The sequence below is a fragment of the Pseudomonas sp. 8AS genome, assembly GCF_902506505.1.
GTDB lineage: Bacteria > Pseudomonadota > Gammaproteobacteria > Pseudomonadales > Pseudomonadaceae > Aquipseudomonas.
On sequence record NZ_LR733406.1, the window covers coordinates 2,711,150 to 2,733,452 of the forward strand.

23 protein-coding genes are annotated in these 22,303 nt (G+C 65.8%); 11 read left to right on the forward strand and 12 right to left on the reverse strand.

Translation table 11 applies throughout. From position 1 onward, the window contains the following. Nucleotides 1-3: 3 nt before the first annotated feature. From GV001_RS12570 to GV001_RS12590, 5 genes are all read right to left on the reverse strand, one after another. Nucleotides 4-285 (reverse strand): type II toxin-antitoxin system RelE/ParE family toxin, encoded by a 282-nt coding sequence (locus GV001_RS12570; RefSeq protein ID WP_125861722.1) that lies wholly within the window; start codon nt 283-285, stop codon nt 4-6. Next, on the reverse strand, nt 275-520 hold the full coding sequence (locus tag GV001_RS12575) for a type II toxin-antitoxin system Phd/YefM family antitoxin (protein WP_033942931.1): 246 nt from the start codon (nt 518-520) through the stop codon (nt 275-277). Before GV001_RS12575 ends, GV001_RS12570 begins: the two co-directional genes overlap by 11 nt. A gap of 185 nt (nt 521-705) precedes the next feature. Further along, nucleotides 706-1,404 carry an inovirus Gp2 family protein gene (locus GV001_RS12580; protein WP_160080311.1) on the reverse strand — a complete coding sequence of 233 codons (699 nt, stop codon included), beginning with the start codon at nt 1,402-1,404 and terminating at the stop codon, nt 706-708. A 300-nt stretch (nt 1,405-1,704) separates the two neighbouring features. After that, nucleotides 1,705-3,051 (reverse strand): site-specific integrase, encoded by a 1,347-nt coding sequence (locus tag GV001_RS12585; protein WP_160080313.1) that lies wholly within the window; start codon nt 3,049-3,051, stop codon nt 1,705-1,707. 617 nt (nt 3,052-3,668) lie between these two features. Next, nucleotides 3,669-4,673 (reverse strand): patatin-like phospholipase family protein, encoded by a 1,005-nt coding sequence (locus GV001_RS12590; protein WP_160080315.1) that lies wholly within the window; start codon nt 4,671-4,673, stop codon nt 3,669-3,671. 245 nt (nt 4,674-4,918) lie between these two features. Between GV001_RS12590 and GV001_RS12595 the strand changes: the two genes are divergently transcribed. The 7 genes from GV001_RS12595 to GV001_RS12625 all read left to right on the forward strand — a co-directional run bounded on the left by GV001_RS12595 (nt 4,919) and on the right by GV001_RS12625 (nt 11,534). Continuing rightward, nucleotides 4,919-5,203, forward strand: coding sequence for a hypothetical protein (locus tag GV001_RS12595; protein WP_160080317.1), 285 nt, complete (start codon nt 4,919-4,921; stop codon nt 5,201-5,203). A 13-nt stretch (nt 5,204-5,216) separates the two neighbouring features. Beyond that, nucleotides 5,217-5,825, forward strand: a complete 609-nt coding sequence (locus GV001_RS12600; RefSeq protein WP_160080319.1) for a flavin reductase family protein — start codon at nt 5,217-5,219, stop codon at nt 5,823-5,825. Nucleotides 5,826-5,912: 87 nt separating this feature from the next. Continuing rightward, complete coding sequence (locus GV001_RS12605) at nt 5,913-6,830, forward strand: MoxR family ATPase (RefSeq protein ID WP_160080321.1); 918 nt, start codon at nt 5,913-5,915, stop codon at nt 6,828-6,830. A 2-nt stretch (nt 6,831-6,832) separates the two neighbouring features. Continuing rightward, on the forward strand, nt 6,833-7,789 hold the full coding sequence (locus GV001_RS12610) for a DUF58 domain-containing protein (RefSeq protein ID WP_256664998.1): 957 nt from the start codon (nt 6,833-6,835) through the stop codon (nt 7,787-7,789). Next, nucleotides 7,786-9,774, forward strand: a complete 1,989-nt coding sequence (locus GV001_RS12615) for a DUF3488 and DUF4129 domain-containing transglutaminase family protein (RefSeq protein ID WP_160080323.1) — start codon at nt 7,786-7,788, stop codon at nt 9,772-9,774. Before GV001_RS12610 ends, GV001_RS12615 begins: the two co-directional genes overlap by 4 nt. Before the next feature lie 96 nt (nt 9,775-9,870). Then, nucleotides 9,871-10,650 (forward strand): CHAD domain-containing protein, encoded by a 780-nt coding sequence (locus GV001_RS12620; protein WP_160080325.1) that lies wholly within the window; start codon nt 9,871-9,873, stop codon nt 10,648-10,650. Nucleotides 10,651-10,736: 86 nt separating this feature from the next. Next, nucleotides 10,737-11,534, forward strand: a complete 798-nt coding sequence (locus GV001_RS12625; protein ID WP_160080327.1) for an acyl-CoA thioesterase II — start codon at nt 10,737-10,739, stop codon at nt 11,532-11,534. Here the strand turns inward: GV001_RS12625 and GV001_RS12630 are convergent, their stop codons facing one another. Further along, a complete protein-coding gene (locus tag GV001_RS12630) occupies nt 11,535-12,344 on the reverse strand; it encodes a TatD family hydrolase (RefSeq protein ID WP_160080329.1) in 810 nt (269 codons plus the stop codon). Between the two features lie 230 nt (nt 12,345-12,574). On the opposite strand from GV001_RS12630, the gene GV001_RS12635 reads away from it, so the two are divergent. Both GV001_RS12635 and GV001_RS12640 read left to right on the forward strand, forming a co-directional pair. Further along, entirely contained in the window at nt 12,575-13,993 is a 1,419-nt protein-coding gene (locus GV001_RS12635) for a transglycosylase SLT domain-containing protein (RefSeq protein ID WP_160080331.1), read from the forward strand. A 113-nt stretch (nt 13,994-14,106) separates the two neighbouring features. Further along, on the forward strand, nt 14,107-14,541 hold the full coding sequence (locus tag GV001_RS12640; RefSeq protein WP_160080333.1) for a DoxX family protein: 435 nt from the start codon (nt 14,107-14,109) through the stop codon (nt 14,539-14,541). Between the two features lie 73 nt (nt 14,542-14,614). Here the strand turns inward: GV001_RS12640 and GV001_RS12645 are convergent, their stop codons facing one another. From GV001_RS12645 to thpR, 3 genes are all read right to left on the reverse strand, one after another. Continuing rightward, the gene (locus tag GV001_RS12645; protein ID WP_256664914.1) at nt 14,615-15,655 is read right to left on the reverse strand and encodes a lipase secretion chaperone; all 1,041 of its coding nucleotides are present in this window, start codon (nt 15,653-15,655) and stop codon (nt 14,615-14,617) included. Nucleotides 15,656-15,709: 54 nt separating this feature from the next. Continuing rightward, nucleotides 15,710-16,651: a triacylglycerol lipase gene (locus GV001_RS12650; RefSeq protein WP_160080335.1), complete on the reverse strand. Its 942-nt coding sequence runs from the start codon at nt 16,649-16,651 to the stop codon at nt 15,710-15,712. A gap of 252 nt (nt 16,652-16,903) precedes the next feature. Next, nucleotides 16,904-17,431, reverse strand: coding sequence for an RNA 2',3'-cyclic phosphodiesterase (gene thpR / locus GV001_RS12655; protein WP_160080337.1), 528 nt, complete (start codon nt 17,429-17,431; stop codon nt 16,904-16,906). 182 nt (nt 17,432-17,613) lie between these two features. On the opposite strand from thpR, the gene GV001_RS12660 reads away from it, so the two are divergent. Next, nucleotides 17,614-17,925 (forward strand): class I SAM-dependent methyltransferase, encoded by a 312-nt coding sequence (locus tag GV001_RS12660; protein WP_160080339.1) that lies wholly within the window; start codon nt 17,614-17,616, stop codon nt 17,923-17,925. A 10-nt stretch (nt 17,926-17,935) separates the two neighbouring features. Here the strand turns inward: GV001_RS12660 and greB are convergent, their stop codons facing one another. The 3 genes from greB to GV001_RS12675 are packed head-to-tail and all read right to left on the reverse strand — an operon-like array spanning nt 17,936 to nt 21,661. Further along, a complete protein-coding gene (gene greB, locus GV001_RS12665; RefSeq protein WP_160080341.1) occupies nt 17,936-18,433 on the reverse strand; it encodes a transcription elongation factor GreB in 498 nt (165 codons plus the stop codon). Nucleotides 18,434-18,473: 40 nt separating this feature from the next. Further along, the gene (locus GV001_RS12670; RefSeq protein ID WP_160080343.1) at nt 18,474-20,978 is read right to left on the reverse strand and encodes an ABC transporter permease; all 2,505 of its coding nucleotides are present in this window, start codon (nt 20,976-20,978) and stop codon (nt 18,474-18,476) included. Continuing rightward, nucleotides 20,978-21,661: an ABC transporter ATP-binding protein gene (locus GV001_RS12675; protein ID WP_160080345.1), complete on the reverse strand. Its 684-nt coding sequence runs from the start codon at nt 21,659-21,661 to the stop codon at nt 20,978-20,980. The genes GV001_RS12670 and GV001_RS12675 overlap by 1 nt, the downstream gene beginning before the upstream one ends. 10 nt (nt 21,662-21,671) lie before the next feature. Between GV001_RS12675 and GV001_RS12680 the strand changes: the two genes are divergently transcribed. Then, nucleotides 21,672-22,277 carry an arylesterase gene (locus GV001_RS12680; RefSeq protein WP_160080347.1) on the forward strand — a complete coding sequence of 202 codons (606 nt, stop codon included), beginning with the start codon at nt 21,672-21,674 and terminating at the stop codon, nt 22,275-22,277. Nucleotides 22,278-22,303 lie beyond the last annotated feature (26 nt).

Here is a 22,303-nt window from a genome sequence, read left to right on the forward strand (position 1 = left end):
TAGCTAACGCTTACCTGCTGCCTTGTAAGCTGCACTTCGTTCACGCTTGCCCACTGCGACCACCATCACAACCACCCGATCATCTTCGACCCGATAGACCAATCGATAGCCTGCTGTTCGGAGCTTGATCTTGTAGTGCCCAGGCAGATCCCTGAGGGCATCAGCCTGTACCTTTGGTGCTTCCAGCCGCTCACGCAGTTTTTTCTTTGCCTGCTCACGCACCGTATGACCCAGCTTCTCCCATTCCTTCAGCGCTGAGGGCAGGAATTCGAGCTTATAGGTCATCCAGGTTTACCGGCACACCCTTCTCACCGGAGCGTGCGTTAACGACATCGATCAGATCCAGATCGTCCAGACGGTCCAGCATCTGCTCGTACAGCTCGGCGGGCACCATGTACCCCATCACACGGTTATGATTGAGAACGGCGACCGGCATGCCACCGGCACCCGCCATGACACCGGTGGGGTTTTTCTTCAGCTCAGAAACGCTCACGGCAACGTCAGCCAAAACACTCTGCATACCATAGCTCCTTTTTTAGGTCTTTATTTTGGTCTTAGGGTGCATAGCATAGCAAGACATCCCCATGGGCAATCTTCCGAATGGCAGGATGCGTCCAATTTTGAACATCCGCCAATCTGACAGCACCGACTGCCCTTAGGCCTTTCATCCAGCTGTAAGCCCATGGGGATTGTGCTGACCGCTTGCTACCCCCGACTGGTATCGAAACTCCGCTGACGGTCACCATAGTGCTTGGTCGCTTTCTTACACAGGTAGCTGGCTCGGAAGAAAAGTTCAGGGAGCTCATCAGCCTTATCTCGACGGATTTCTCGATTGATAAAGTACTCAGGGTTCGGTGGTTTGTTAACCAATCCCCTAACCTGATCGACTGATAATCCAAGTACACTTGCCCAAGACTCTTCAATTCGTCTAAACATATTGATCTTTTCCGATCGTAATAAGCCTAATTTGTAGTATGCGTCGCGATTTAAAAGAATCAACAGATGATAGTGGAGTCTACCTCCCTGGCCGATCTCTCTCGACCAGACGTACCGCACTTTGCAACCACGTGAGTAGCCGCGCTCAGCCACCCGATTCTGGTGGTACTTGATCTTTTTTGTGAACGATTCAAAGAACTTGGTTATGACCTTGTTCGTGTATGCGTAGTCAGGTAGTTTAATTTTTTTAGGTACGTAAAGATCCACTCTGAAAGCCAGGACTCTCGGGTAATCAGTCAGCGCCAAGTCGATAGTATGCTTGAGGGCGGAGAGGCTCTCTCGAATCAAAGGCCCCTTGTCACGCATTAGTTGGAAGCCTTCAAATGTGTCATCGTAGTGCAGGTGGAGGTTTTTATTATCAGGGTGTCTGAGTGGGTGGTGCTGTAAGGTATTAGTGTTGTTGAGCATGGTCATGAGCTCTATAGTTTAACTCATACTCAATAGGTGATTATTGATTTAAAAAATATTCAATGGGTTGGATTGAGATCGGTCAATTGTGTTGTTGGGTTTTGGTGTTGTAAGGGAGTAGTAATAAACATAATACTTGTGCCGCAATGTGTGGCGTTTGAATTGCGCGGTATTGCCTTGTGTTTTTAATGTAAAGTAAAAGTATTTTCATGATTTTAACTCCGCGTTTAATTTCGGAATTAAATTATCTGCGCTAAGGGCTTTTTGGGGTTGGGGTGTCCTTGTAAAGCTAAGTATTAGCTACGTAGTATGGACAACTTTTTCCAGGTATTGACCAAGAGCTAACCAAGCTTCTGCCATTTCCTTGCTATAGCTGTGGCGTTGGTAGATTCGTTTAACTTTATTTTCCTCGGTATGGTTGAGGCAGCGCTCCGCCACTTCTGGTAATACGCCGAGCGCCGTCATGATCGTGGCCCCAGTTCGCCTAAGATCATGAGGAGTCCACTTTCCACCAGGGAGTAGCAGCGCCTGAGCATTCGCGCTTCTATTGCTCAGAGTCCCCTGACCAGGCATGCGTTGCCGATCACCAAGTTGTTTGGTTACTGTCTTTGAACAGACTGGTCCGCTGTTTTGGACGTTGGGATAGCACCACTCACTAGCAGTAGTGAATGCCCTGACTCTTTTGAACTGTTTGATGGCGAAAGGTGAGAGGGTTACGTTGTGGGCCTTGCCATTCTTGCTGTGATCGGCGGGGATGTGCCAGTTTGCTTTTTCAAGATCGACGTTTTCCCATCGAGCGTTCAGCAGCTCACCAATGCGGCAGCAGGTCGATAAAGCAATCCAGATTGCAGCTTCTGAGGATGGAAGCAGGCCAGCCTCAGGGGCGAGCTTTGCTAATGTGCGGATTTCCTCTTCGCTCAAAACGCGATCACGCTCGACCTCTTTGCCGCCTATCTTGGCTTTGCGAATGCTCGAAGTGGGGTCGTGATCAATTAGGTCACGATCTACTGCGAACCTGAACATTTGTCGCATCAGACTGAAAATCATCTTCGCCATGCGATTAACGCCACGCGAAAGCAACGCATCAGTAACTTCTGTGATGTGACCTTTTTTCACGTCTTCGACTGCCAGCTTGCCGAGATAAGGCAAGACATCCTTTTCGAACATTCGGCGAACTTCTGCGCCGCCATCCTTGCGGTTGATTAAGTCGACCTTGGCCCAGTGCTCGAACAAATGCTGGACGGTTTTTCTGGCTGCTTGTCGGGATTTGGCTTCCTCCAGTGCTGCTTGCTCCGCAGCAATCCGTGCAAGTTCTGCGTCGCGCGCAGCCACACGAGCAGCTTCCTCGGCTTCCAGATGCTCCTTCAAATCCCTGACTCCAGACTTATGGAGTCCTGCAAGCTCCTTCGCTCGCTGTCCTGCTTCTGCCAGGGTCATTGTGCCTTCGCTACCATCGCGGCTGTAGGTACCTATGGGGAAGGTGATGCGTTCACTGCTGCTATTTGTGTAGCGGAAATAAAAGAGTCGCTCGCCGCTGGGGGTTATTCGAGCTACCAGACTGCCATGCCCCCAGATGGCGACTTCGCTGAGCCACTTGTCGCTTGCGCCAGGTTTGGCCGTCATCTGGCGGTCTGTAATCTTGGCCATTCGCTCAGTTTTCCCGTTGCCAATTGGTTGCCAATTGAGATTCTCTGGTTGCCAATTCGTTGCCAATTGAGATTGGCTTTGACTGAATCGCTTCGCGCTATTTTGGACGATAAATTGGCTGCAGGCCAGTAGATTCAATGGTTTGGAGGGGGAGGGTTGGATTGGCCTGGACAAGCTCGGAAGGGTTATTACCTGTATGGGGTGCAAGGGGTAGAGTGTTCGAATCACTCCGTCCCGACCAAAAAACCCTAAAAAATCCAGTCACTTAGCGGTGACTGGATTTTTTTATGCCTGATGGTTTTCCCCCTCTGCCCAGAATTCTGCGTTTTGGTCACCGTTAGCTCTAATCTGATTTCTCCACACCGGCCTCGTCATCGTTTTGGCCATCTTGAAGCTCTGCTAAGCCGGAGTGCCACTCAGCTAACTCTCCCAGCATGCAATGCGGCAAATCTCTCGACAGGCTTGGCAATGTTGCTCCCCATTGCCCGGCCTGATCGGGAAGGTCGGGGGTGAGTGGGGCTGCATCTATTGATATAGCTATTAACTATCTAATCTGCCTGCTCAATAGTAGTCGTCACTACCCACCACCACTGACATGCCCCGCCTATGCTTTCACCCTACGGATGCTCGCGCTCGTACTTGTCCAGGGTGTCGCTGGCGATCTGCCGGCCGAGCATGATCAGCTCCGGCGCCTTGTGGAACTCGAAGAAGCGGCACGCGCGCTTGGGCACATTGACCAGGATGTCCGGCGGGTAGCCGGCGATCTTGTACTGGGTCAGCGAGGCCTGCATGACTTCGAAACTCTGGTTGACCAGTTCCAGCAGCGACGCCGGGCCGACATTGCTCAGCACCCGGGAGCCGCTGGCCGACTTGGGGGCGGCCTCTGGCACGACCTTGCGGCGGGGCGTGGGCTGTTCCACCCAGGGGTTGCTCTCCACCAGCAGCTCGCCTTCCTCTTCCTCATCGACTTCGCGCTTGAAGAAGGGTAGGCGCGAGCTGAGCGAACCCATCAGCTGATCGATGCGGTTCTTAAATACCGCCGGACGCTCGATCACCGGCAGCTGGTACTGATTCTGGTTCTGCGAGTTGAGGTTGACGGCGATGATCAGGTCGCAGTGGCTGGCCACCACCGGCACGATCGGCAGCGGGTTGAGCAGGCCGCCGTCGACCAGCATGCGGTTGCCCTGGGTGACCGGCGTGAACAGGCTGGGAATCGCCGCCGAGGCGCGCATGGCCTTGTGCAGGCAGCCTTCCTGGAACCAGATTTCCTGCTGGTTGGTCAGGTCGGCGGCCACCGCCGTGTAGGGGATCGCCAGGTCTTCGATGTCGATCTCGCCGATGAGGTCGTGGATCTTGCCGAACACCTTTTCGCCGCGGATCGCGCCGAGTCGAAAACTCACATCGAGCAGGCGCAGCACGTCGAGGTAGTCCAGGCTCTCGGTCCACTCGCGGTATTCGCGCAGTTTGCCGGCGGCGTAGATGCCGCCGACCACCGCGCCCATGGAACAGCCGGCGACGCAGCCGATTTCATAACCGCGGGCTTCCAGCTCTTCGATCACACCGATGTGCGCGTACCCGCGCGCGCCACCGGAGCCCAGTACCAGTGCGACTTTCTTGCTCATTGCCATCCCCCATACGCCTATCCTGAACATACCTGCGCCGCAGCGCGGCGCCAAGGCGGCATTTGCTAGACTCTTCCATGGCCACCCGCCAGCCTGGCGCCCGCCGAGGATTTGCGGCACCCTGCGCGCCGGCTTTCGCCTGTACCGGTGCGCCGCCGCAGAACCTGCGGCAGCATACGGGTTGTGCGGGCACTTTTTCGCGGTGCAGTACTCCATTAGACACCAGTCGTTCAGGAGCTTTATCCATGAAGAAACTCACCTTGCTGACGCTGCTGGTCGCATTGATCAGCGGCTGCGCCGGGGCAAGCAAGACCGCCTACCGTGACAGCTGCGCCAACCAGCTGGATGCCGCCTGGCGCGAGCTGGATCTGGCCAAGGCCGAAGGCTTCGCCGGTACGGTCAGCTACTCCAAGGCGCTGTCGCTGCTGACCGGGGCCAAGACCCAGCAGCAGTTCGAGGCGTTCGAGGGCTGTGCGGCCAAGGCGCAGAAGGCCCGTTTCTATATCCGCGAATCGCGTGCCGGCCGTTGAGGCGGCGTACTGAATGCAGCTGGATTTCGGCGATTTAAGTGCACTGGAGGCCTACCGCTGGCTCGCCGCCACGGTCACGCCGCGGCCGATTGCCTGGGTTTCCAGCTTGTCCCGGGAGGGCGTCAGCAACCTGGCGCCGTTCAGCTTCTTCCAGGTGATCAGTGACGACCCGCCGAGCCTGATGATCAATGTCGGCTCGCGCGACGACGGCAGCCTCAAGGACACCCTGCGCAATGTGCAGGATACCGGCGAGCTGGTGATCCAGCTGGTGTCCTTCGCCCAGGCCGAGGCGATGAATGCCAGTGCCGCGCAGCTGCCCCACGGGGTCAGCGAGTTCGAGCGCTGCGCCATCGCCAGCGCGCCGTCGCAACGGGTGCGCCCGCCGCGGGTGGCCGGGGCGCCGGTGGCCTTCGAATGCCGCCTGCTGGAGGTGCAGCCGTTCCCGCGGGCCACGCCCAACTGCCACCTGATCTTCGTCGAGGTGCTGCTGGCGCATATCGATGACGCCGTGCTCACCGAGCAGGGCCGCATCGACCCGCAGCGTCTGGACCTGGTCGGTCGTCTGGGTGGCAGCCAGTATTGCCGCACCCGCGAGCCGTTCAGCCTGCAGCGGCCGGGCTAGGACGCAATCGTCAACAAAGATTGCCGTCAGCTATGCCTGCGCGAGCCGGCACAGTAGCATCGTGCGCCTGACAAGAAGGAGTGGCGCATGCGCACCAAGCTGGATGACGTACTGCAGGCGGTGAACGAGATTGTGCTGGGCAAGGAGCCGCAGGTGCGCCTGGCCCTGACCTGCCTGCTGGCCCGCGGGCACCTGCTGATCGAGGATTTGCCGGGGATGGGCAAGACCACCCTGAGCCAGGCCCTGGCGCGCATCCTCGGCCTGAGCTATCAGCGCATCCAGTTCACCTCCGACCTGCTGCCCGGCGACATCCTCGGCACCTCGGTGTTCGACAAGGACAGCGGGCAGTTCACCTTCCACCCGGGGCCGATCTTCGCCGAGCTGGTGCTGGCCGACGAGATCAACCGCGCCACGCCGAAGAGCCAGAGCGCGCTGCTGGAGGCCATGGAGGAGGGCCAGGTGACCATCGAGGGCGCCACCCGGCCGCTGCCGGAGCCCTTCTTCGTCATCGCCACGCAGAACCCGGTGAGCTCGGGCGGCACCTTCGCCTTGCCGGAATCGCAGCTGGACCGCTTCCTCATGCGCCTGTCCCTCGGCTACCCGGCCAAGGCCGCGGAAAAGGCCCTGCTGCTCGGCGAGACCCGCCGCGAGCTGCTGCCCAGGCTGCAACCCCTGCTCAACCATGCCGAACTGGCGGCGATCCAGGCGCTGATTCCCCAGGTGCGCGCCAGCGATGCGCTGGTCGACTATGTGCTGCGCCTGGTCGAGGCGACCCGCAGCGAACCGCAGTTTGCCTGGGGCCTGTCGCCACGGGCCAGCCTGGCGCTGCTGGCGGCCGCGCGCGCCTGGGCCTTCCTGAGCAACCGCGACTACGTGATCCCGGAAGACGTGCAGGCGGTGCTGCCCTCGGTGGTCGGCCATCGCCTGCGCGAACGAGCCGACCCCAGCGGCCACGGCGGTGGCTCGCTGGTGCAGTGGCTGTTGCGCGAGGTGCCGGCGGTTTGACCCTGGGCGAACGGGGCCGGGCCCGCTGGCGGCGCTGGATCGCCCGGCGTATTCCGCCGGCGGCCCAGGTGCAGCTCAACCAGCGGCGCATCTTCATCATGCCCAGCCGGGTCGGCGGCGCCTTCGGCCTGGCCCTGCTGCTGATGCTGCTGGCGGCGATCAACTACGAGAACAGTCTGGCCTACGGCCTGACCTTCATGCTGGCGGCGCTGTTCATCGTCGCCATCCTGCATACCTACCGCAATTTTTCCGGCCTGCTGCTCAAGGCCGGGGTCAGTGGCGCGGTGTTCGTCGGCGAGCAGGCGCGTTTTCGCGTGCGCCTGGAAAGCGTCGAGCACGCCCACCAGGCGGTGGCCCTGGGCTGGCCGCCGGCCGAGCTGCAGACCCTGGATATCCCGCCCCAGGGCCAGCGCGAATGCGAGCTGAGCCTGCCGGCCACGCGCCGGGGCTGGCTGCACCCGCCGCGCATGCGGGTGGAAAGCCGCTTCCCGCTGGGCATCCTGGTGGCCTGGAGCTGGGTCGATCTGGATCAGGCGGTGCTGGTCTACCCGCGGCCGTTGCCGGGGGACCTGCCGCTGGCGGCCGGCCGTGGCCGCGATGAGGACGACGAGGGCGTGCGCGCCCACGGGCGCGGTGCCGACGATTACCAGGGCTTGAAAGGCTACCAGCCCGGCGATTCCAAGCGGCGCCTGCACTGGAAGGCCTACTCGCGCGGCCAGGGGCTGCTGGTCAAGGATTTTGCCGCCCTGGCCGGGCGTGACCTGTGGCTGGATTTCCTGGCCATCGGTGGCGACCCCGAGGCGCGCCTGTCGCTGCTGTGCCACTGGGTGCTGCAGCTGGACGGCCGCCAGCAGGCCTATGGCCTGCGCCTGCCCGGCACGGAGCTGGCGCCGAGCCATGGCGAGGCGCACCGCGAAGCCTGCCTGCGCGCCCTGGCGCTGTACGGGGTGGCGGCATGAGCGGCGTCCAGCCGATCCCGCGGATCGCCCTGAGCTGGCTGCTGCTGGCCCAGGTGCTGGTGATCCTGCCGCACCTGCTGCACCTGCCGCCGTGGATCATCGGCCTGTGGCTGCTGTGTGCCGGCTGGCGCATCCAGGTGTACCGCATGCGTGCCAGTTACCCGGGCACCTTGGTGCGGGTCGCACTGCTGATCGGCACCGCCGCCGGCGTGTGGCTCTCGCGCGGCAGCCTGATCGGCCTGGATGCCGGGGTGTTGCTGCTGGTGGCGACCTTTATCCTCAAGCTGCTGGAAATGCGCAGCAAGCGCGATGCCCTGGTGCTGATCTTCCTCGGCTTCTTCGTGGTGGTGACCGCCTACCTGTTCGATGACAGCCTGCTGGCCGCGCTGTACAGCCTGCTGCCGGTCACCGCCTTGCTGGCGGCGCTGATCGGCCTGCAGCACAGCGGCCTGGCGGTGCAGCCGCGGGCCACCCTGAAACTGGCAGTCAGCCTGCAGCTGCAGGCCTTGCCGCTGATGCTGCTGCTGTTCCTGTTCTTCCCGCGCCTGGGGCCGCTGTGGAGCCTGCCCAGCCCGAACAAGGCCTTCACCGGCCTGTCCGACAGCATGGCGCCGGCCGATATCGCCGAGCTCAGCCGTTCCGATGCCTTGGCGTTTCGCGCCAGCTTCAGCGGGGCGGTGCCGCCGCGCGGCGAGCTGTACTGGCGTGCCCTGACCCTGGAAGACTTCGACGGCCGGCGCTGGTCGCAGTCGCCCGCGGCGCGCCTGCCGAACCCGGCGCAGTGGAGCAGGCAGGGCGCGGCGCTGGACTACAGCATCGTCATGCAGCCCAGCGGCAAGCCCTGGCTGTTTGCCCTGGATGTCGGCCAGAGCGACCTGCCCGGGGTGCGGCAGATGGGCGATTTCCGCCTGGAGAGCGGGCAGCCGGTGCGGCAGAACCTGCTCTACCGGGTGCAGTCCTGGCCGCAGGCGGTGCGCCAGCCCGAGCTGCCGGCAGGCGTGGCGCGGCGCACCCTGCAGCTGCCGGACGGCGGTGACCCGCGCAGCCGGGCCTGGGCCGCGCAACTGCAGCGCCGGCACCCGCAACCGCAGGCCCTGGTCGGGGCGCTGCTGGAACATTTCAATCGCGAACCCTACGGCTACACCCTCAAGCCGCCGCCGGTGGGGCAGGACAGCATCGACGAGTTCCTCTTTCGCACGCGCCAGGGCTTCTGCGCCCACTACGCCGGGGCGATGGTTTTCGTCCTGCGGGCGGCGGGAATTCCGGCACGGGTGGTGGCCGGCTACCAGGGCGGCGAGCTGAATCCGGCCGGCAACTACCTGTCCGTGCGCCAGTTCGATGCCCATGCCTGGGTCGAGTACTGGCAGGTCGGCAAGGGCTGGGTCAGCGTCGACCCGACTTTCCAGGTGGCGCCCGAGCGCATCGAGCTGGGCCTGGAACAGGCGGTAGCCGCCGAGCAGAGCTTCCTCGAGGAGTCGCCGCTGTCGCTGCTGCGCTACCGGGATGTCGGCTGGCTCAACGACCTGCGCCTGAGCTGGGACAACCTTAACTATGGCTGGCAGCGCTGGGTGCTCGGCTACCGCGGCGAACAGCAGCTGCGTCTGCTGCAACGCTGGTTCGGCAGCCTCGACTGGCAGAACCTGGCACTGGCCCTGGTCGGCGGTGGCGGCGGGGTGCTGACCCTGGTGGCGCTATGGCTGTTCAAGCCCTGGCGCCGCGAGCGGGATCCGCAGCAGCGCCTGCTGCGGCGCTTCGATCGCCTGCTGGCGCGCCAGGGCCTGCAGCGCGAGCGCGGCGAGGGCGTGCGCGCCTTTGCCGGGCGGGCGGCGCAGGCCCTGCCGGCCCAGGCGCGGGAAATCCGCGCGTTCGCCGAGGCCTTCGAGGCGCAGCGCTATGCCGGCCAGCAAGGTGCCCCGCAACAGTTGCGCCAGGCCCTGCAGCGCCTGCGCCGGGCACTGCCCTGGCGCCGCGCACCAAGCGGATAAACAGCGGCGGAATGATTTGCCTAGTTGAAGGCTTGGGCGCAGGCCACACTGAGTGGTGGTTAGCGATAGCGGTAAGTGATGGCAGGGAGACAAGCGATGTCGGTAGTGCTGAACGATTTGCAGGCCCAGGTTCTCGCCCTGGAGGTGCGCCTGTATGCCTGCTGCGCCCGGCTGCAGGCGCAGACCGATGGCGAGGCGCTGCACGACCTGCGCATCGCCTTGCGCAAGCTGCGCAGCCTGCTGCGGCCGTTGCGCCGCCAGGCGCCCTGCGCGCAGCTGGAGCAGGCCGCGGCTGCGCTGGGCCAGCTCAGCGGGCCGTGGCGCGACCTCGAGGTGCTGGCCGGCGAACTGCACCAGCAGGGCCATCGGCTGCTGGCCCGGCGCCGCCAGGCGTCGCTGCTGCAGGGCTACCAGGCCTTGCTCGGCAGTGAGGCGCTGCAGCAGTTGTTCGAAGTGCTCGACGACTGGCCGGCGAGCTGCCGCGAGATGGCGCAGGCCGGCCAGTGGCGCGGCGACGGCAAGCGCATTCGCCGGTACCTGCGCGCCCAGGCCCTGCGCCTGGCCGAGGTGCTGCGCGATCCGGCGCATGACCGGCACCGCCTGCGCCTGCTGATCAAGCGCCTGCGCTACGGCGCCGAGGCCTATCCGCAGTATGCCGAACTGCCGGCCCCGGCCAGCGTCGCCCTGCGCAGCGCGCAAAGTGCCCTGGGCGATTGGCATGACCACCTGCAGTGGCTGGCGCGGCTGCCGGCCGAGCCCGATCTGGCGCCCTGTGCCGCCGACTGGCAACGGCGCCTGGAACAGGCCGAGGTAGAGGCCGACGTGGCACTGCAGGCCTTGCTCGGCTACTTCCCCGTTGCGCCGGATGAGCGCTGATTTCTGCGCATAATTGTCGCCGGAGCCCCTCCCGCAACGGGGGGCTTTTCTCCTAAGCTGCGGGGCAGACAACTGGAGACCGCTGCATGACCTTTGCCGAACTGATTCAGGCGGTGCACAACCGCCCGCAACACGTCGTAGTTCCGCCGCTCTGGGGCCAGGGCCGGGCCACCTTCGGCGGCCTGGTCGCCGCCATGCTGTACGAGGCCATGCGGGTCAAGGTGCCGACCGGGCGCCCGGTGCGTTCGCTGTCGATCACCTTTGTCGGGCCGTTGCTGATGGGCGAGCCGGCGGCCTTCGAGAGCGAAGTGCTGCGCGAAGGCAAGGCGGTCAGCCAGATGCTCGGCCGGGTGGTGCAGGGTGGCCAGGTGGTGGCGCTGATGCAGGGCAGCTTCGGCGCCTCGCGCGAGTCGGTGATCGACGTGCCGGCCGTGCCGGCGCCGGCGATGAAGCCGCTCGAGAAATGCCACGAGCTGCCCTATGTAGCCGGCGTCACCCCTGAATACACCCGCTTCCTGGCCATGCGCTGGGGCCTCGGCGGCATGCCCTTCAGCGGCAACACCTCGCGGGAAATGGGCGGCTGGGTGCGCCTGCGCAGCGATGTGGCCTATGACCAGGTCACTGAAGCGCATCTGCTGGCCCTGGTCGATGCCTGGCCGCCGATCCCGCTGTCCCATCTGCGGGCGCCGGCTCCCGGCAGTTCGCTGACCTGGACCATCGAGTTCGTCCAGCCGGTGGCCAAGCTGACCACCCACGACTGGTGCCTGTACCACGCCGAGATCGAGCACGCCCGCGACGGCTACGGGCACATTGCCGCCGGCCTGTGGAGTCCCGGCGGCGAGTTGCTGGCGCTGAGCCGGCAGACCGTCACGGTATTCGCCTGATCAGTCGGCCAGGCTCGGCAGGTTGAAGAAAGCCCGGGCGCTGGCGGTGGTGTGTGCCGCCAGTGCCGCCTGGCTTTCGCCACGCTGCAGGGCCACCTCGCGCATGACCTCGCCGAGAAAGGCCGGCTCGTTGTGCCCGCTCTTGGGCTTGGGGCGCAGGCTGCGCGGCAGCAGGTAGGGCGCGTCGCTCTCCAGCATCAGGCGGCCGGCCGGGATCTCGCGCACCAGCGCCTGCAGGTGGGTGCCGCGGCGCTCGTCGCAGATCCAGCCGGTGATGCCGATATGCAGGTCGAGGTCCAGATAGCCGTACAACGTGGCCTTCTCGCCGGTGAAACAGTGCACCACCGCAGCCGGCAGGCGGTCGCGGAACTCGCGCAGGATGGCGGTCAGCCGCTCGCCGGCCTCGCGCTCATGGAGAAATACCGGTAGTTGCAGCTCCACCGCCAGGGCCAGTTGTTCTTCCAGGGCCTTTTCCTGTTGCGGGCGCGGGGAGAAGTCGCGGTTGAAGTCCAGCCCGCATTCGCCCACCGCGCGTATCGGCGCCTGGCTCAGCAGGGCGCGCAACTGGCGGGCGCTGTCGCCGTTCCACTGGCTGGCATCGTGGGGGTGCACGCCGGCGGTGCTGAACAGGCGCTGGCCGCTGTCATCCAGTTCGTCGCAGAAGGCCAGGGCCTGTTCGCTTTCCGCCAGGCTGGTGCCGGTCAGCACCAGTTGGCAGACGCCGGCCTCGCGCGCGCGGGCGAGTACCGCGTCACGTTGGCGGGCCAGGCTGGGATGGGTCAGATTGACGCCGATGTCGATGAGTTGCATGGTGCTACCTCCGGGCTGCGCCGGGCAGCATAACAGAGCTGCTTTGCTCGATAATAAAGTCAACAATTACATTGAGTTAGCTATGGTATTTGAAGTCGGTTACCAGCTTCGGCTAGCGCCACACGGTTGTCTGTGACAATCTCCGCGCCCCCCTGGGTCGGAACTCGTCGGCTCGCGGGGACTCTCAGTCGGCCCGGCGCCCCTCGCGCCAGGCTCAACCCGGAGGCCGGATGATCCGCGCGCTACTGTGCCTGCTCTGCCTGACCCTGCTGCCGTTGGCGGCCCAGGCGCGCCTGGCCGGGCCGCCGGAAGCCTGGCACAGCGAGCGGGCCGCGCGCGACCTGGCCGAGATCCGCAAGAGCGGCGAGCTGCGGGTGCTGGTCAACCAGAGCCGGCACAGCTCCGGCGAGATCAAGGGGCAAGTGATCGGCGTCGAGTATCACCGCCTGCGGGCCTTCGAACAGTACCTCACGCGCAACGCCCGCGATGGCCGCAGCCTGCGCCTGAAGATCATCCCCAAGAGCAAGGAACAGCTGCTCGCCGCGCTGCACAAGGGCGAGGGCGATCTGGTGGCGCCGGGCGAGCTGCTCGACGCCCATACCGGTTCAGGCATCAGCGCCAGCGCGGCGATCCGCAGCAATGTGCCCCTGGTGGTGGTCGGAAACCGCGGCAACCGGCATTACCGCAAGCTCGAGGACATGGCCGGGCGCACCCTGACTCTGCCGATAGGCAGCGCCGCCGGCGAGGCCCTGCAGGCCGTCAACCGGCGCCTGGCCGAACGCGGGCAGCCGCCGATCCAGATCGAGTGGGCCGATTCCAGCCTGGCCGTCGAGGACGTGCTGGAGATGGTCCAGGCCGGCATCTATCCCTGGACCGCGGTGGAGCAGCCGATTGCCGAACGCTGGCTCAAGGTCATGCCGCGCCTGCGCATCGAGCGGCATCTGGTGCTCGGCCAGGACAGCGACATGAGCTGGTTCGTGCGCCGCGACGCGCCGATGCTGCGTGCCAGCATCGACCGCTTCCTCGCCGCCTACCGTGCGCCGGCCGACCAGGATGCGGCGTTTCAGCGGGTCTACCGGCGCCTGTACAAGGTGCGCAACCCGCTGGCCCGCAGCGATCGCCAGCGCCTGGAAAAGGTGCGCCAGGTGCTGCAGAAGCATGCCCGCCAGCAGGACCTGGACTGGCTGCAGCTGGCCGCCGTGGCCTACAAGGAGTCCACCCTCAATCCCGCCGCGCGCGGGGCCTCCGGGGCGACCGGGCTGATGCAGGTGACTCCTGCCGCCGCGCGCAGCGTGGGGGTCGGTAATGTGCATGCGCTGGACAGCAATGTGCAGGCGGCAACTCGCTACATGGCGCGGATTCGCCGCGAGTTCTTCGCCAGCCGGCAGATCGCCGAGGAGGAGCGCATGGCCTTTGTCCTGGCGGCCTACAACATGGGCCCGCAGCGGGTGCAAGGCCTGCGTGCGGAGGCCAGGCGGCGCGGCCTGAACTCCAATCGCTGGTTCTTCCAGGTGGAGCGTATCGCCATGGAGCAGGTGGGCATGGGCGTGGTCACCTATGTCAACAGCGTGAACAAGTACTACCTGGCCTATGACCGCGAGCGCGATCTGCTGGAGCCGCAGGGAAGTGCCGTGAGTGCGCGAGATTGATCGATCAATTCGATATTTAAATACGCAAAATTGCACTTTTAAAATCGATAAAATCATCTAATCTGTCTCTCAACACCCAAGCACTTCCACTCCCCCCAAACAGGATGTATGCCATGAACGCACTGATCAAAACCGCTCTCTCCACCCAGGCCGGCTACGGCATCACCCTGTTGCGGGTCGTCACCGGCCTGACCTTTGCCGCCCATGGCGCGCAGAAACTGTTCGGCTGGTTCGGCGGCTATGGCCTGGCCGGTGTCGCCCAGTGGATGGAAAGCATCGGCATCACCCCAGGCTACCTGATGGCGGCCCTGGCCGGCAGTGCCGAGTTCTTTGGTGGCCTGGCCCTGGTCATCGGCCTGCTGGTGCGTCCGGCGGCGGCGGCCCTGCTGGTCGTGTCGCTGGTGGCGATGTTCAGCGTGCACTGGGTCAATGGCTTCTTCATCACCGCCAACGGCTACGAATATGCCCTGATGCTCGGGGTGATCAGCCTGGCGCTGATCCTCGAAGGCGCCGGCAAGTTGTCCCTGGATCGCCGCATCGCCGGCTGAATGCCCCGGCAATCAATGAACGAGGCCCGCTGATGCGGGCCTCGTGCGTTGTGGCGGTCTGCTTTCTCATCGCTCAAGGCGTCTGCGCGCGGGCCGCGGCCAGCTCCTCGGCGGCAGCCAGGCGCAGGCGCTCCTGGGGCGCGAAGTGTTCTGCGACCAGGCTATCGATGGCCGCCGCCTTGTCGCTCTGGCTGAGGCCGTCGTTGCTCTCGATGCGGGCCTTCTCCTGGCGATACTGGTCGAGGCGCTGGGTCCACTGCTGGCGGCGCTGATCGAGCGCCTCCAGGCGCGCGGTGGCCTCGGCGCCGACCAGTTGCAGGCGCAACTGCTGGATCTGCGCCGGGCTGGCGCCTTCGGCCTGCAGGGCAGCGGTCTGGGTGCGCAGTTCGCTCTGCAGCTGCGGCACGATCAGTTCCTGCAGCTGCGGCGGCAGGCTGCTGCGCAACTGGTCGAGGGCCACCGCTTTCTGCGTGTCGCTCAGGCTCGGGTCGTGGCGGATGCCCAGGCGTTGCAGGGTGAACTGGTTGTAGGCCTCCTCGTTGGCGAAGAACACCTGGTGCACCTCGGCGCTGAAGATCGCGGCGCGCAGCGCTTGCACGGCCTGCTCGCGCTGGCGCATGGCATCCAGGCTGGCCAGTTGCGGCAGGTCGCGCTCCAGGCTGAGCAGTTGCTCCTTGTACTGCAGGTACTGGGCGAGCAGCGCCAACGCCTGCCCTTCGGCGGGTTGGGCCAGCTGGTTGCCGATGTAGGCCTGCAGGCGCTGGATGCTCCGGGCCAGCGACTCTTCGCCGAGGGTACTCAGGAAATAGTCGAAGATGCGCCGAATGTCTTCGCTGATCAGCAGGTTGCCGGCGCTGTCGAGGCGGAAGCGGCCATCCACTTCGGTGCCGGCCAGTGAGCCTGGCAGGGCGGCGGGGCGGGTGGCGGACGCAGGGTCGGCGATCGCGCCGAGACTGGCCGGCAGCGCCGGGCGCTGGTCGCTGGCGGGTTGATTGGCCGGCTGCGGCGCTAGAGGCGTGGCGCCCGGATGGGCATCGATGGGGTTGAGCTGGAACGTCAGGGCCACGCTGGCGCCGATCAACAGCGGCAGGGCCACAAGCAGTTTTCGATTCACGGCGATACTCGTAAGCGGGCAACCGTAGGGGGCCCGCAGGCCCCGGCAGGTGGATTACAGACCGGCGTTTTTCAGGCGGTTGGCGTGCTGGCGGTAGACGGTGACCGGATCGGTCTCGAACAGGCTGGTCAGGCCGAAGGTCTGGTTGACCTCGTCGAGGTGGTTCATCCGGTAGTTGTCGCGGATCACCTTGCCCATGTGCGAGCTGCAGGTGCCGACCAGGCCGTCGTTGGCCTCGTCGAAGGTCAGCGCCGAAGCACCCATCAGCAGGTCGCTGATGTCGAAGATGTTGGTCAGCGGGCTGCTGCCGCTCCAGGAGTAGTAGCTGACGCCGTTGACCTTGTAGGCGCCTTCGCCGCAGGCACTGGTTGGGATGGCCTGGGGGTACTTGGCATTGAAGGCCGCCGCGCCTTCGCTGTTCAGCGACTCGAGGGCGCCCAGGGCGTTCTGCGGGCTGGTGCTGGAGCTGCCGGAGAGGAAGTTGATCAGCGCCCCGAGGCCGTTGACGATGCCGGCGACTATGGCCTCGCCGGCCGAGCCGGGCGGGATCTGGCGAATGAAGTCGGCAGTATCAGAGCCCTTGTGCGGCGCGCCGACGCTGGTGGCCGAGGCGATCAGATCCGGGCGCACGGCGGCGACGTAGCGGATGGTCGGGCCGCCGTGGCTGTGGCCGATCAGGTTGACCTTGCCCTTGCCGCTGATGGCGGCGATTTCCTCGACCTGCTCCAGCAGCTCTTCGCCGCGCAGCTCGGAGGTGTTCAGCTGGCTGACTTCGGTGATGTAGACGCTGGCGCCATCGGCGCGCAGGGCGGAGGGAATGCCGTACCAGTAGTCGATGCCGAGGATGCTGTCGAAGCCCAGCATGCCGTGGGCCAGGACCACCGGGTACTTGGTCTTGGTGTAGCCGGTGGAGCCGAACAGGCCGGCCTCGGCCTGGCCGCAGAGGAGGATCCCGCTGCCGAGGCAGAGGGCGAGCAGAGTCTTCTTATTATTCATTGGATGCTCTCGATGGGTGGGGTGGGCGCTGTCCATGCGTTCGGCCAGCACTGCCCATCCCGGGCAGGCGCGGCGGCCTGGGCTGACAGGGCAGGAAATGTGCCAAACAGCTGATTTTTTAGAGCGAAGGCTCTAAACGGACGTTTACAAATTCAGGCTACTATTTCACGCCTTTTCGGCGGCTCGCCGAGGTGTTACCAGGGGAAACGCGCAAGGGCGAATCCCTGGCCGGCTGCCGACTGCTCCAGGCCTCTAGGGCCGCAGCAACCACTCGCCGAGCACCTGATAGTCATGGCCGCTGGCTTGCTGCCGGGAGACCAGCAGGGCAAAGCGGGTGACCCGCCAGGTGAAGGCACGGGCTTCGCTCTTTTCCGGCAGCCGGCTATGCCGGGCCAACGTCAGGTGCGGGTGGTAGGGCCGCGTATCGGCTGCCACGCCGGCTTCGCCCAGGGCCTGCAGCAGGCGTTGCTGCAGCGCCAGTAGCTCATCCGGTACCTGGCGCGGGGTCAGCAGCAACAGGCCGCCGCGGCGACAGCGCAGCTGGTCGAGGCACAGGCTGAAGGGCCGGCCGCGCAGTCCGGCGGCGATGGCGGTGAGCAGTGCCAGGTTGCTGCTGGGCTGGTTGCCGAGAAAGACCAGGGTCAGGTGCAGGTCGCCGGGGGCAACTGCGCGCCCCGTCAGGGCCAGACTGCTGCGCCAGCTTGCCAGGCGCTGGCGCAGCGCACTCGGCAGGGGCAGGGCGAAGAACAGGCGCAGACTCGTCTCGGTTTGCCTCGACACATTCGTCTCCTGGCCTGCAAGCGGCTTGACAGGGCGGTGCCGGGATTTCTAGGATGACAGCCATGGCGCCGATTTAAGAGCAACTTGCGGGGCGCCGCCCGGTTGGGCGAATACCGCTAAAGCGCTGGCCGGTGTCGCCTCCCACCGCAGTCCGGCGGGATTACGAGGCTGAGACTGCATCCATGAATTGCCCGCGCCCCCATCTGTATTTTTCCTCTCTGCCGCGTACCGCGGTCAACCGTCATCCGCATGTACTGCTGGTCGGTACGCATCAGCCACGCCTGCTCAAGAGCCTCGAAGGCTGGCCCAAGCACTGGCCGGGGGCACGTAACTTCCTGATCCGCTTCGCCGCCCCGCGCGCCGAGGCGCTGGCCCAGCTGCCCAGCAATGGCTTCGATCTGGTGGTGGTCGGCGGCGAAGCGCAGCCGGTCGATGCCGAGCTGATCGGGCAGCTGGTACGGGTCGCCCGTCAGGGCCTGATCAGCCTGCGCTGAGCCGGCGATTCTAAGGGTAGTCGATGGCGGTGATGTAAAAGGTCTGCTCGCCACCCGGCGCCTGCACCCGCACTTCGGCGTCGAGGGCCTTGCCCACCAGGGCCCGGGCCAGCGGCGAGTCGATGCTGATCAGGCCGAGCCGTAGGTCCAGCTCATCGGGGCCGACGATGCGATAGCGGGTTTCCTCACCGTCCTCGTCTTCCAGGGTCACCCAGGCGCCGAAATACACCTTGTGCGGATCGGCTGGGCGGCTGTCGACCACCTTCAGGCTTTCCAGGCGCTTGGTGAGAAAGCGCACGCGGCTGTCGATTTCGCGCAGCATCTTCTTGCCGTAGGTGTACTCGGCATTTTCCGAACGATCGCCCTGGGCGGCGGCCTCGCTGACCGACTGGGTCACCTGCGGGCGGCGGACATGCCAGAGTTCGTGCAGCTCGGCGCGCAGGCGGGCCTCGCCTTCGGGGGTGATCAGCGGGGTGCCGGCGGAGCGGGGCGGACGATAACGGCTCATGGTGCTCGGGTATCGGAAAGAAGGCGCGAGTTTACCAAGCTCAGGCCTCGCGCAGCACGGCCAGCGGGCTGGCATTCAGCGCGCGGCGGGTGCCGAGCAGGCCGGCGCCCCCCACCAGCAGCGCACCGATCAGCGGCAACAGCAATAGCCAGGGATGCGGCTGCCACGGCAGATCGAGGGCGAAGCGGTACAGCAAGAAGCTCACCAGCTCGCAGCCGATGGCCGCCAGCACGCCACTGGCGGCGCCGAGCAGGCCGAACTCGCTGCGTCGCGCGGCCAGCAGCAGGCGTCGCTCGGCGCCGAGGGCACGCAAGAGCGCGCCCTGGCGGATGCGCTCATCCAGGGTCGCCTGCAGGCCGGCGAACAGCACGCTCAGGCCGGCAGCCAGGACGAACAGCAGCACGTACTCCACGGCCAGGGTGACCTGGGCGAGGATGCTGCGCAGCTGGGCCAGCAGGGCCTCGACCTGCAGCAGGGTCACCGCCGGGAAGGCCCGCGCCAGCTCGACCAGCTGGCGCTCGCTGTTGGGCGGCAGGTAGAAGCTGGTCAGGTAGGTCGCCGGCAGATCCTGCAGGGTGCCGGGCGCGAAGATCATGTAGAAGTTCGGCTGGAAACTGTCCCACTGCACCTTGCGCAGGCTGCTGACACGGGCCTGGCGCTCCAGCCCGCCGACGCTGAAGGTCAGCACGTCGTCCAGCTGCAGGTGCAGGCTCTCGGCCAGTTCGGCCTCCACCGAGACGCCGGGCAGCGCGTCGCGCGGCTGCGCTTGCCACCACTGGCCGGCCTGCAGCTCGTTGCCTGCCGGCAACTCGCTGGACCAGGTCAGGCTGAGGTCGCGGCGCACCGCCCGGTCGCCGGCGCTGTCCTTGCTGACGATCCGTTTCACCGGCTGGCCATTGATCAGGGTCAGGCGCCCGGCGACTATCGGATAGAGCGGCGCCGGCTGTGGCGACAATGCGGCGAGGCGCGCGGCAAAGGCCTGTTGCTCGGCCGGCAGGATATTCAGGGCGAAGTGGTTGGGGGCCTTTTCCGGCAGCTGGTCCTGCCAGGTGTCGAGCAGTTCGCCCCGCAGCAGGCCGATCAGGGCCATGGCCAGGAGGATCAGGCCGAACGCCAGCGCCTGCCCGGCAGCGGCCAGCGGGTGGCGCAGCAGTTGGCCCAGGCCCAGGCGCCAGGGCAGCGCGGCGCGTGCCAGCAGGTGACGCAGGCTGCGCAGCCCGAGGAGCAGCAGGCCGCCGAGCAGCAGGGTGGCCAGCAGGCCGCCACCGAGCAGGGCCAGGGTCAGGGCCAGATCCAGGCTCAGCCGCCACATGATCAGCCCCAGGGCCAGCAGGGCGGCGCCGTAGACCAGCCAGGAGCTGGGCGGCACCGGCAGCAGGTCGCGGCGCAATACCCGCAGCGGCGGTACGCGGCCCAGTGCGGCCAGCGGCGGCAGGGCGAAGCCGGCCAGGGCCACCAGGCCGGTGGCGATCCCGGCCAGTGCCGGCCAGAGGTTGCCGGCAGGCACGCCGGAGGGGAGCAGGCCGTGCAGCAGCTTGAACAGGATCAGTTGGCCGGCCCAGCCGAGCAGGGCGCCCAGTACGCTGGCCAGCAGGCCGAGCATGGCCAACTGCAGGGCGAACAGGCTCAGCGCCTCGCGGCGCGAAAGACCCAGGCAGCGCAGCAGGGCGCTGTTGTCGAAGCGGCGGGCGGCGAAGCGTGCTGCCGAAAGCGCCACCGCCACCCCGGAGAGCAGCACGGCGGCCAGGCTGGCCAGGTTCAGGTAGCGCTCTGCGCGGCCGAGGGCGCCGCCGATCTGGCGATTGCCGGAGCGGGCGTCTTCCAGGCGCTGGTGCGCGGCCAGGGTCGGCTTGACGCTGCTGCGGTAGCGACTCAGGGCCTGGCCGTCGCCGCGCCACAGCTCGCGGTAGCGCACCCGGCTGCCGGGCTGGACCACGCCGGTGGCTGCCAGGTCGTCGAGGTGTATGAGGACGCGCGGGGTCAGGCTGTAGAAGTCGCCCGCGCGATCCGGTTCGTAGGTCAGGACCCGGGTCAGGCGCAGCTGCAGGTTGCCGACTTCGATCGGCTGGCCGATCCGCAGGTCGAGTGCGGCGAACAGGCGTGCCTCGGCCCAGGCCTCGCCGGGGCCGGGACCGCTGCCGGGTTGCTCGGCCTGGTAGGGGGCGGGCGCACTCTTCAGCTCGCCGCGCAGGGGGTAGCCGCTGCCGGCCGCCTTGACGCTGGCCAGCTGGATGCCGGCGTCGGTGGCGATCACGCTGCTGAATTCGACCACCTGGACGTGTTCCAAGCCCAGCTGGCGGCCGCTGGCGAGCTGATCGGCGCCGGCCGGTGCGCTGCCGGACAGGACCAGGTCGGCGCCGAGGAACTCGGTGGCGCGCAGCAGCATGGCGGCATTCAGCCGCGCACTGAAATAGCCGATGGCGGTGCTGGCGGCCACGGCCACCAGCAGGGCGAAGAACAGCACGCGCAGTTCGCCGGCGCGGGCGTCCCGGCGCAGCTGGCGGGTCGCCAGGGAGAGGCGGCGGGTTAGCGGCAGGGCGCGCATCAAGGCTCCAGGTTGTCGACCCGCAGGCCGCCTTCCAGGCGAATCAGGCGGCGGCAGCGGTGGGCCAGGCGTTCGTCATGGGTGACCAGGACCAGGGTGGTGCCGCGCTCCTGGTTCAGCTCGAACAGCAGGTCGCTGATCCGTTCGCCGGTATGGCTGTCGAGGTTGCCGGTGGGTTCGTCGGCGAACAGCACCGCCGGCTCGGCGGCGAAGGCGCGGGCAATGGCGACGCGTTGCTGCTCGCCACCGGAAAGCTGGCGCGGGGTATGGCTCAGGCGTTGGCCGAGGCCGACCCGCTCGAGCAGCTCGCGGGCCCGTTGGCGGGCATCGCGGCGGCCGTCCAGCTCCAGCGGCAGCATGACGTTTTCCAGGGCATTGAGATTGTCGAGCAGCTGGAAGGACTGGAACACGAAGCCGACGTGCTCGGCGCGCACGCGGGCGCGCTGGTCCTCGTCGAGGGCGGTGAGGGTATGCCCGGCCAGCTGCACGTCGCCGCTGCTGGGCAGGTCCAGGCCGGCCAGCAGGCCGAGCAGGGTGGATTTGCCCGAGCCGGAGCTGCCGACTATCGCCAGGCTGTCGCCGGCGTTGAGCTCGAAACTGAGGTCGTGGAGGATGCTCAGCGCGCCTTCCGTGCTGGGAACCACTTTGCTAAGGTACCGCGCAGTGAGAATGCTTGCGCTCATGGAGAATCCGATGCGTGCGTGGTGGGTAGGCGGTGCCGTGGCACTACTGATGTGGGCTCAGGGCGCGCTGGCCGGCAACGTGCTGGTCGTCGGCGATAGTATCAGCGCCGCTTTTGGCCTGGATACCCGCGTGGGCTGGGTCGCACTGCTGGAAAAGCGCCTGGCCGAGGGTGGTTTCGGCCGGCCGGTGATCAATGCCTCGATCAGTGGCGACACCAGTGCCGGCGGCCTGGCGCGGCTGCCCGCGCTGCTTGCGCAGCATCGCCCGGAGCTGGTGATCATCGAACTGGGCGGCAACGACGGCCTGCGCGGCCAGGCACCGGCGCAATTGCAACAGAATCTTGCGGCGATGATCGATCGCTCCCGCGAGGCCGGCGCCAAGGTGCTGCTGCTCGGCATGCAGTTGCCGCCGAACTATGGCCAGCGCTACACCCGTGCCTTTGCCGAGGTCTATGTTCAACTGGCGGAGCAGAAGCAGGTGCCCCTGGTGCCGTTCTTCCTGCAGGGCGTCGGCGGCGTGGCCGACATGGTGCAGGCCGACGGCATCCACCCGACCCAGGCGGCCCAGGCGCGTTTGCTGGATAACGTCTGGCCAATCCTGCATCCCATGCTCTGAGCCTTCCCCGCCTGCAGCCTTTCGGC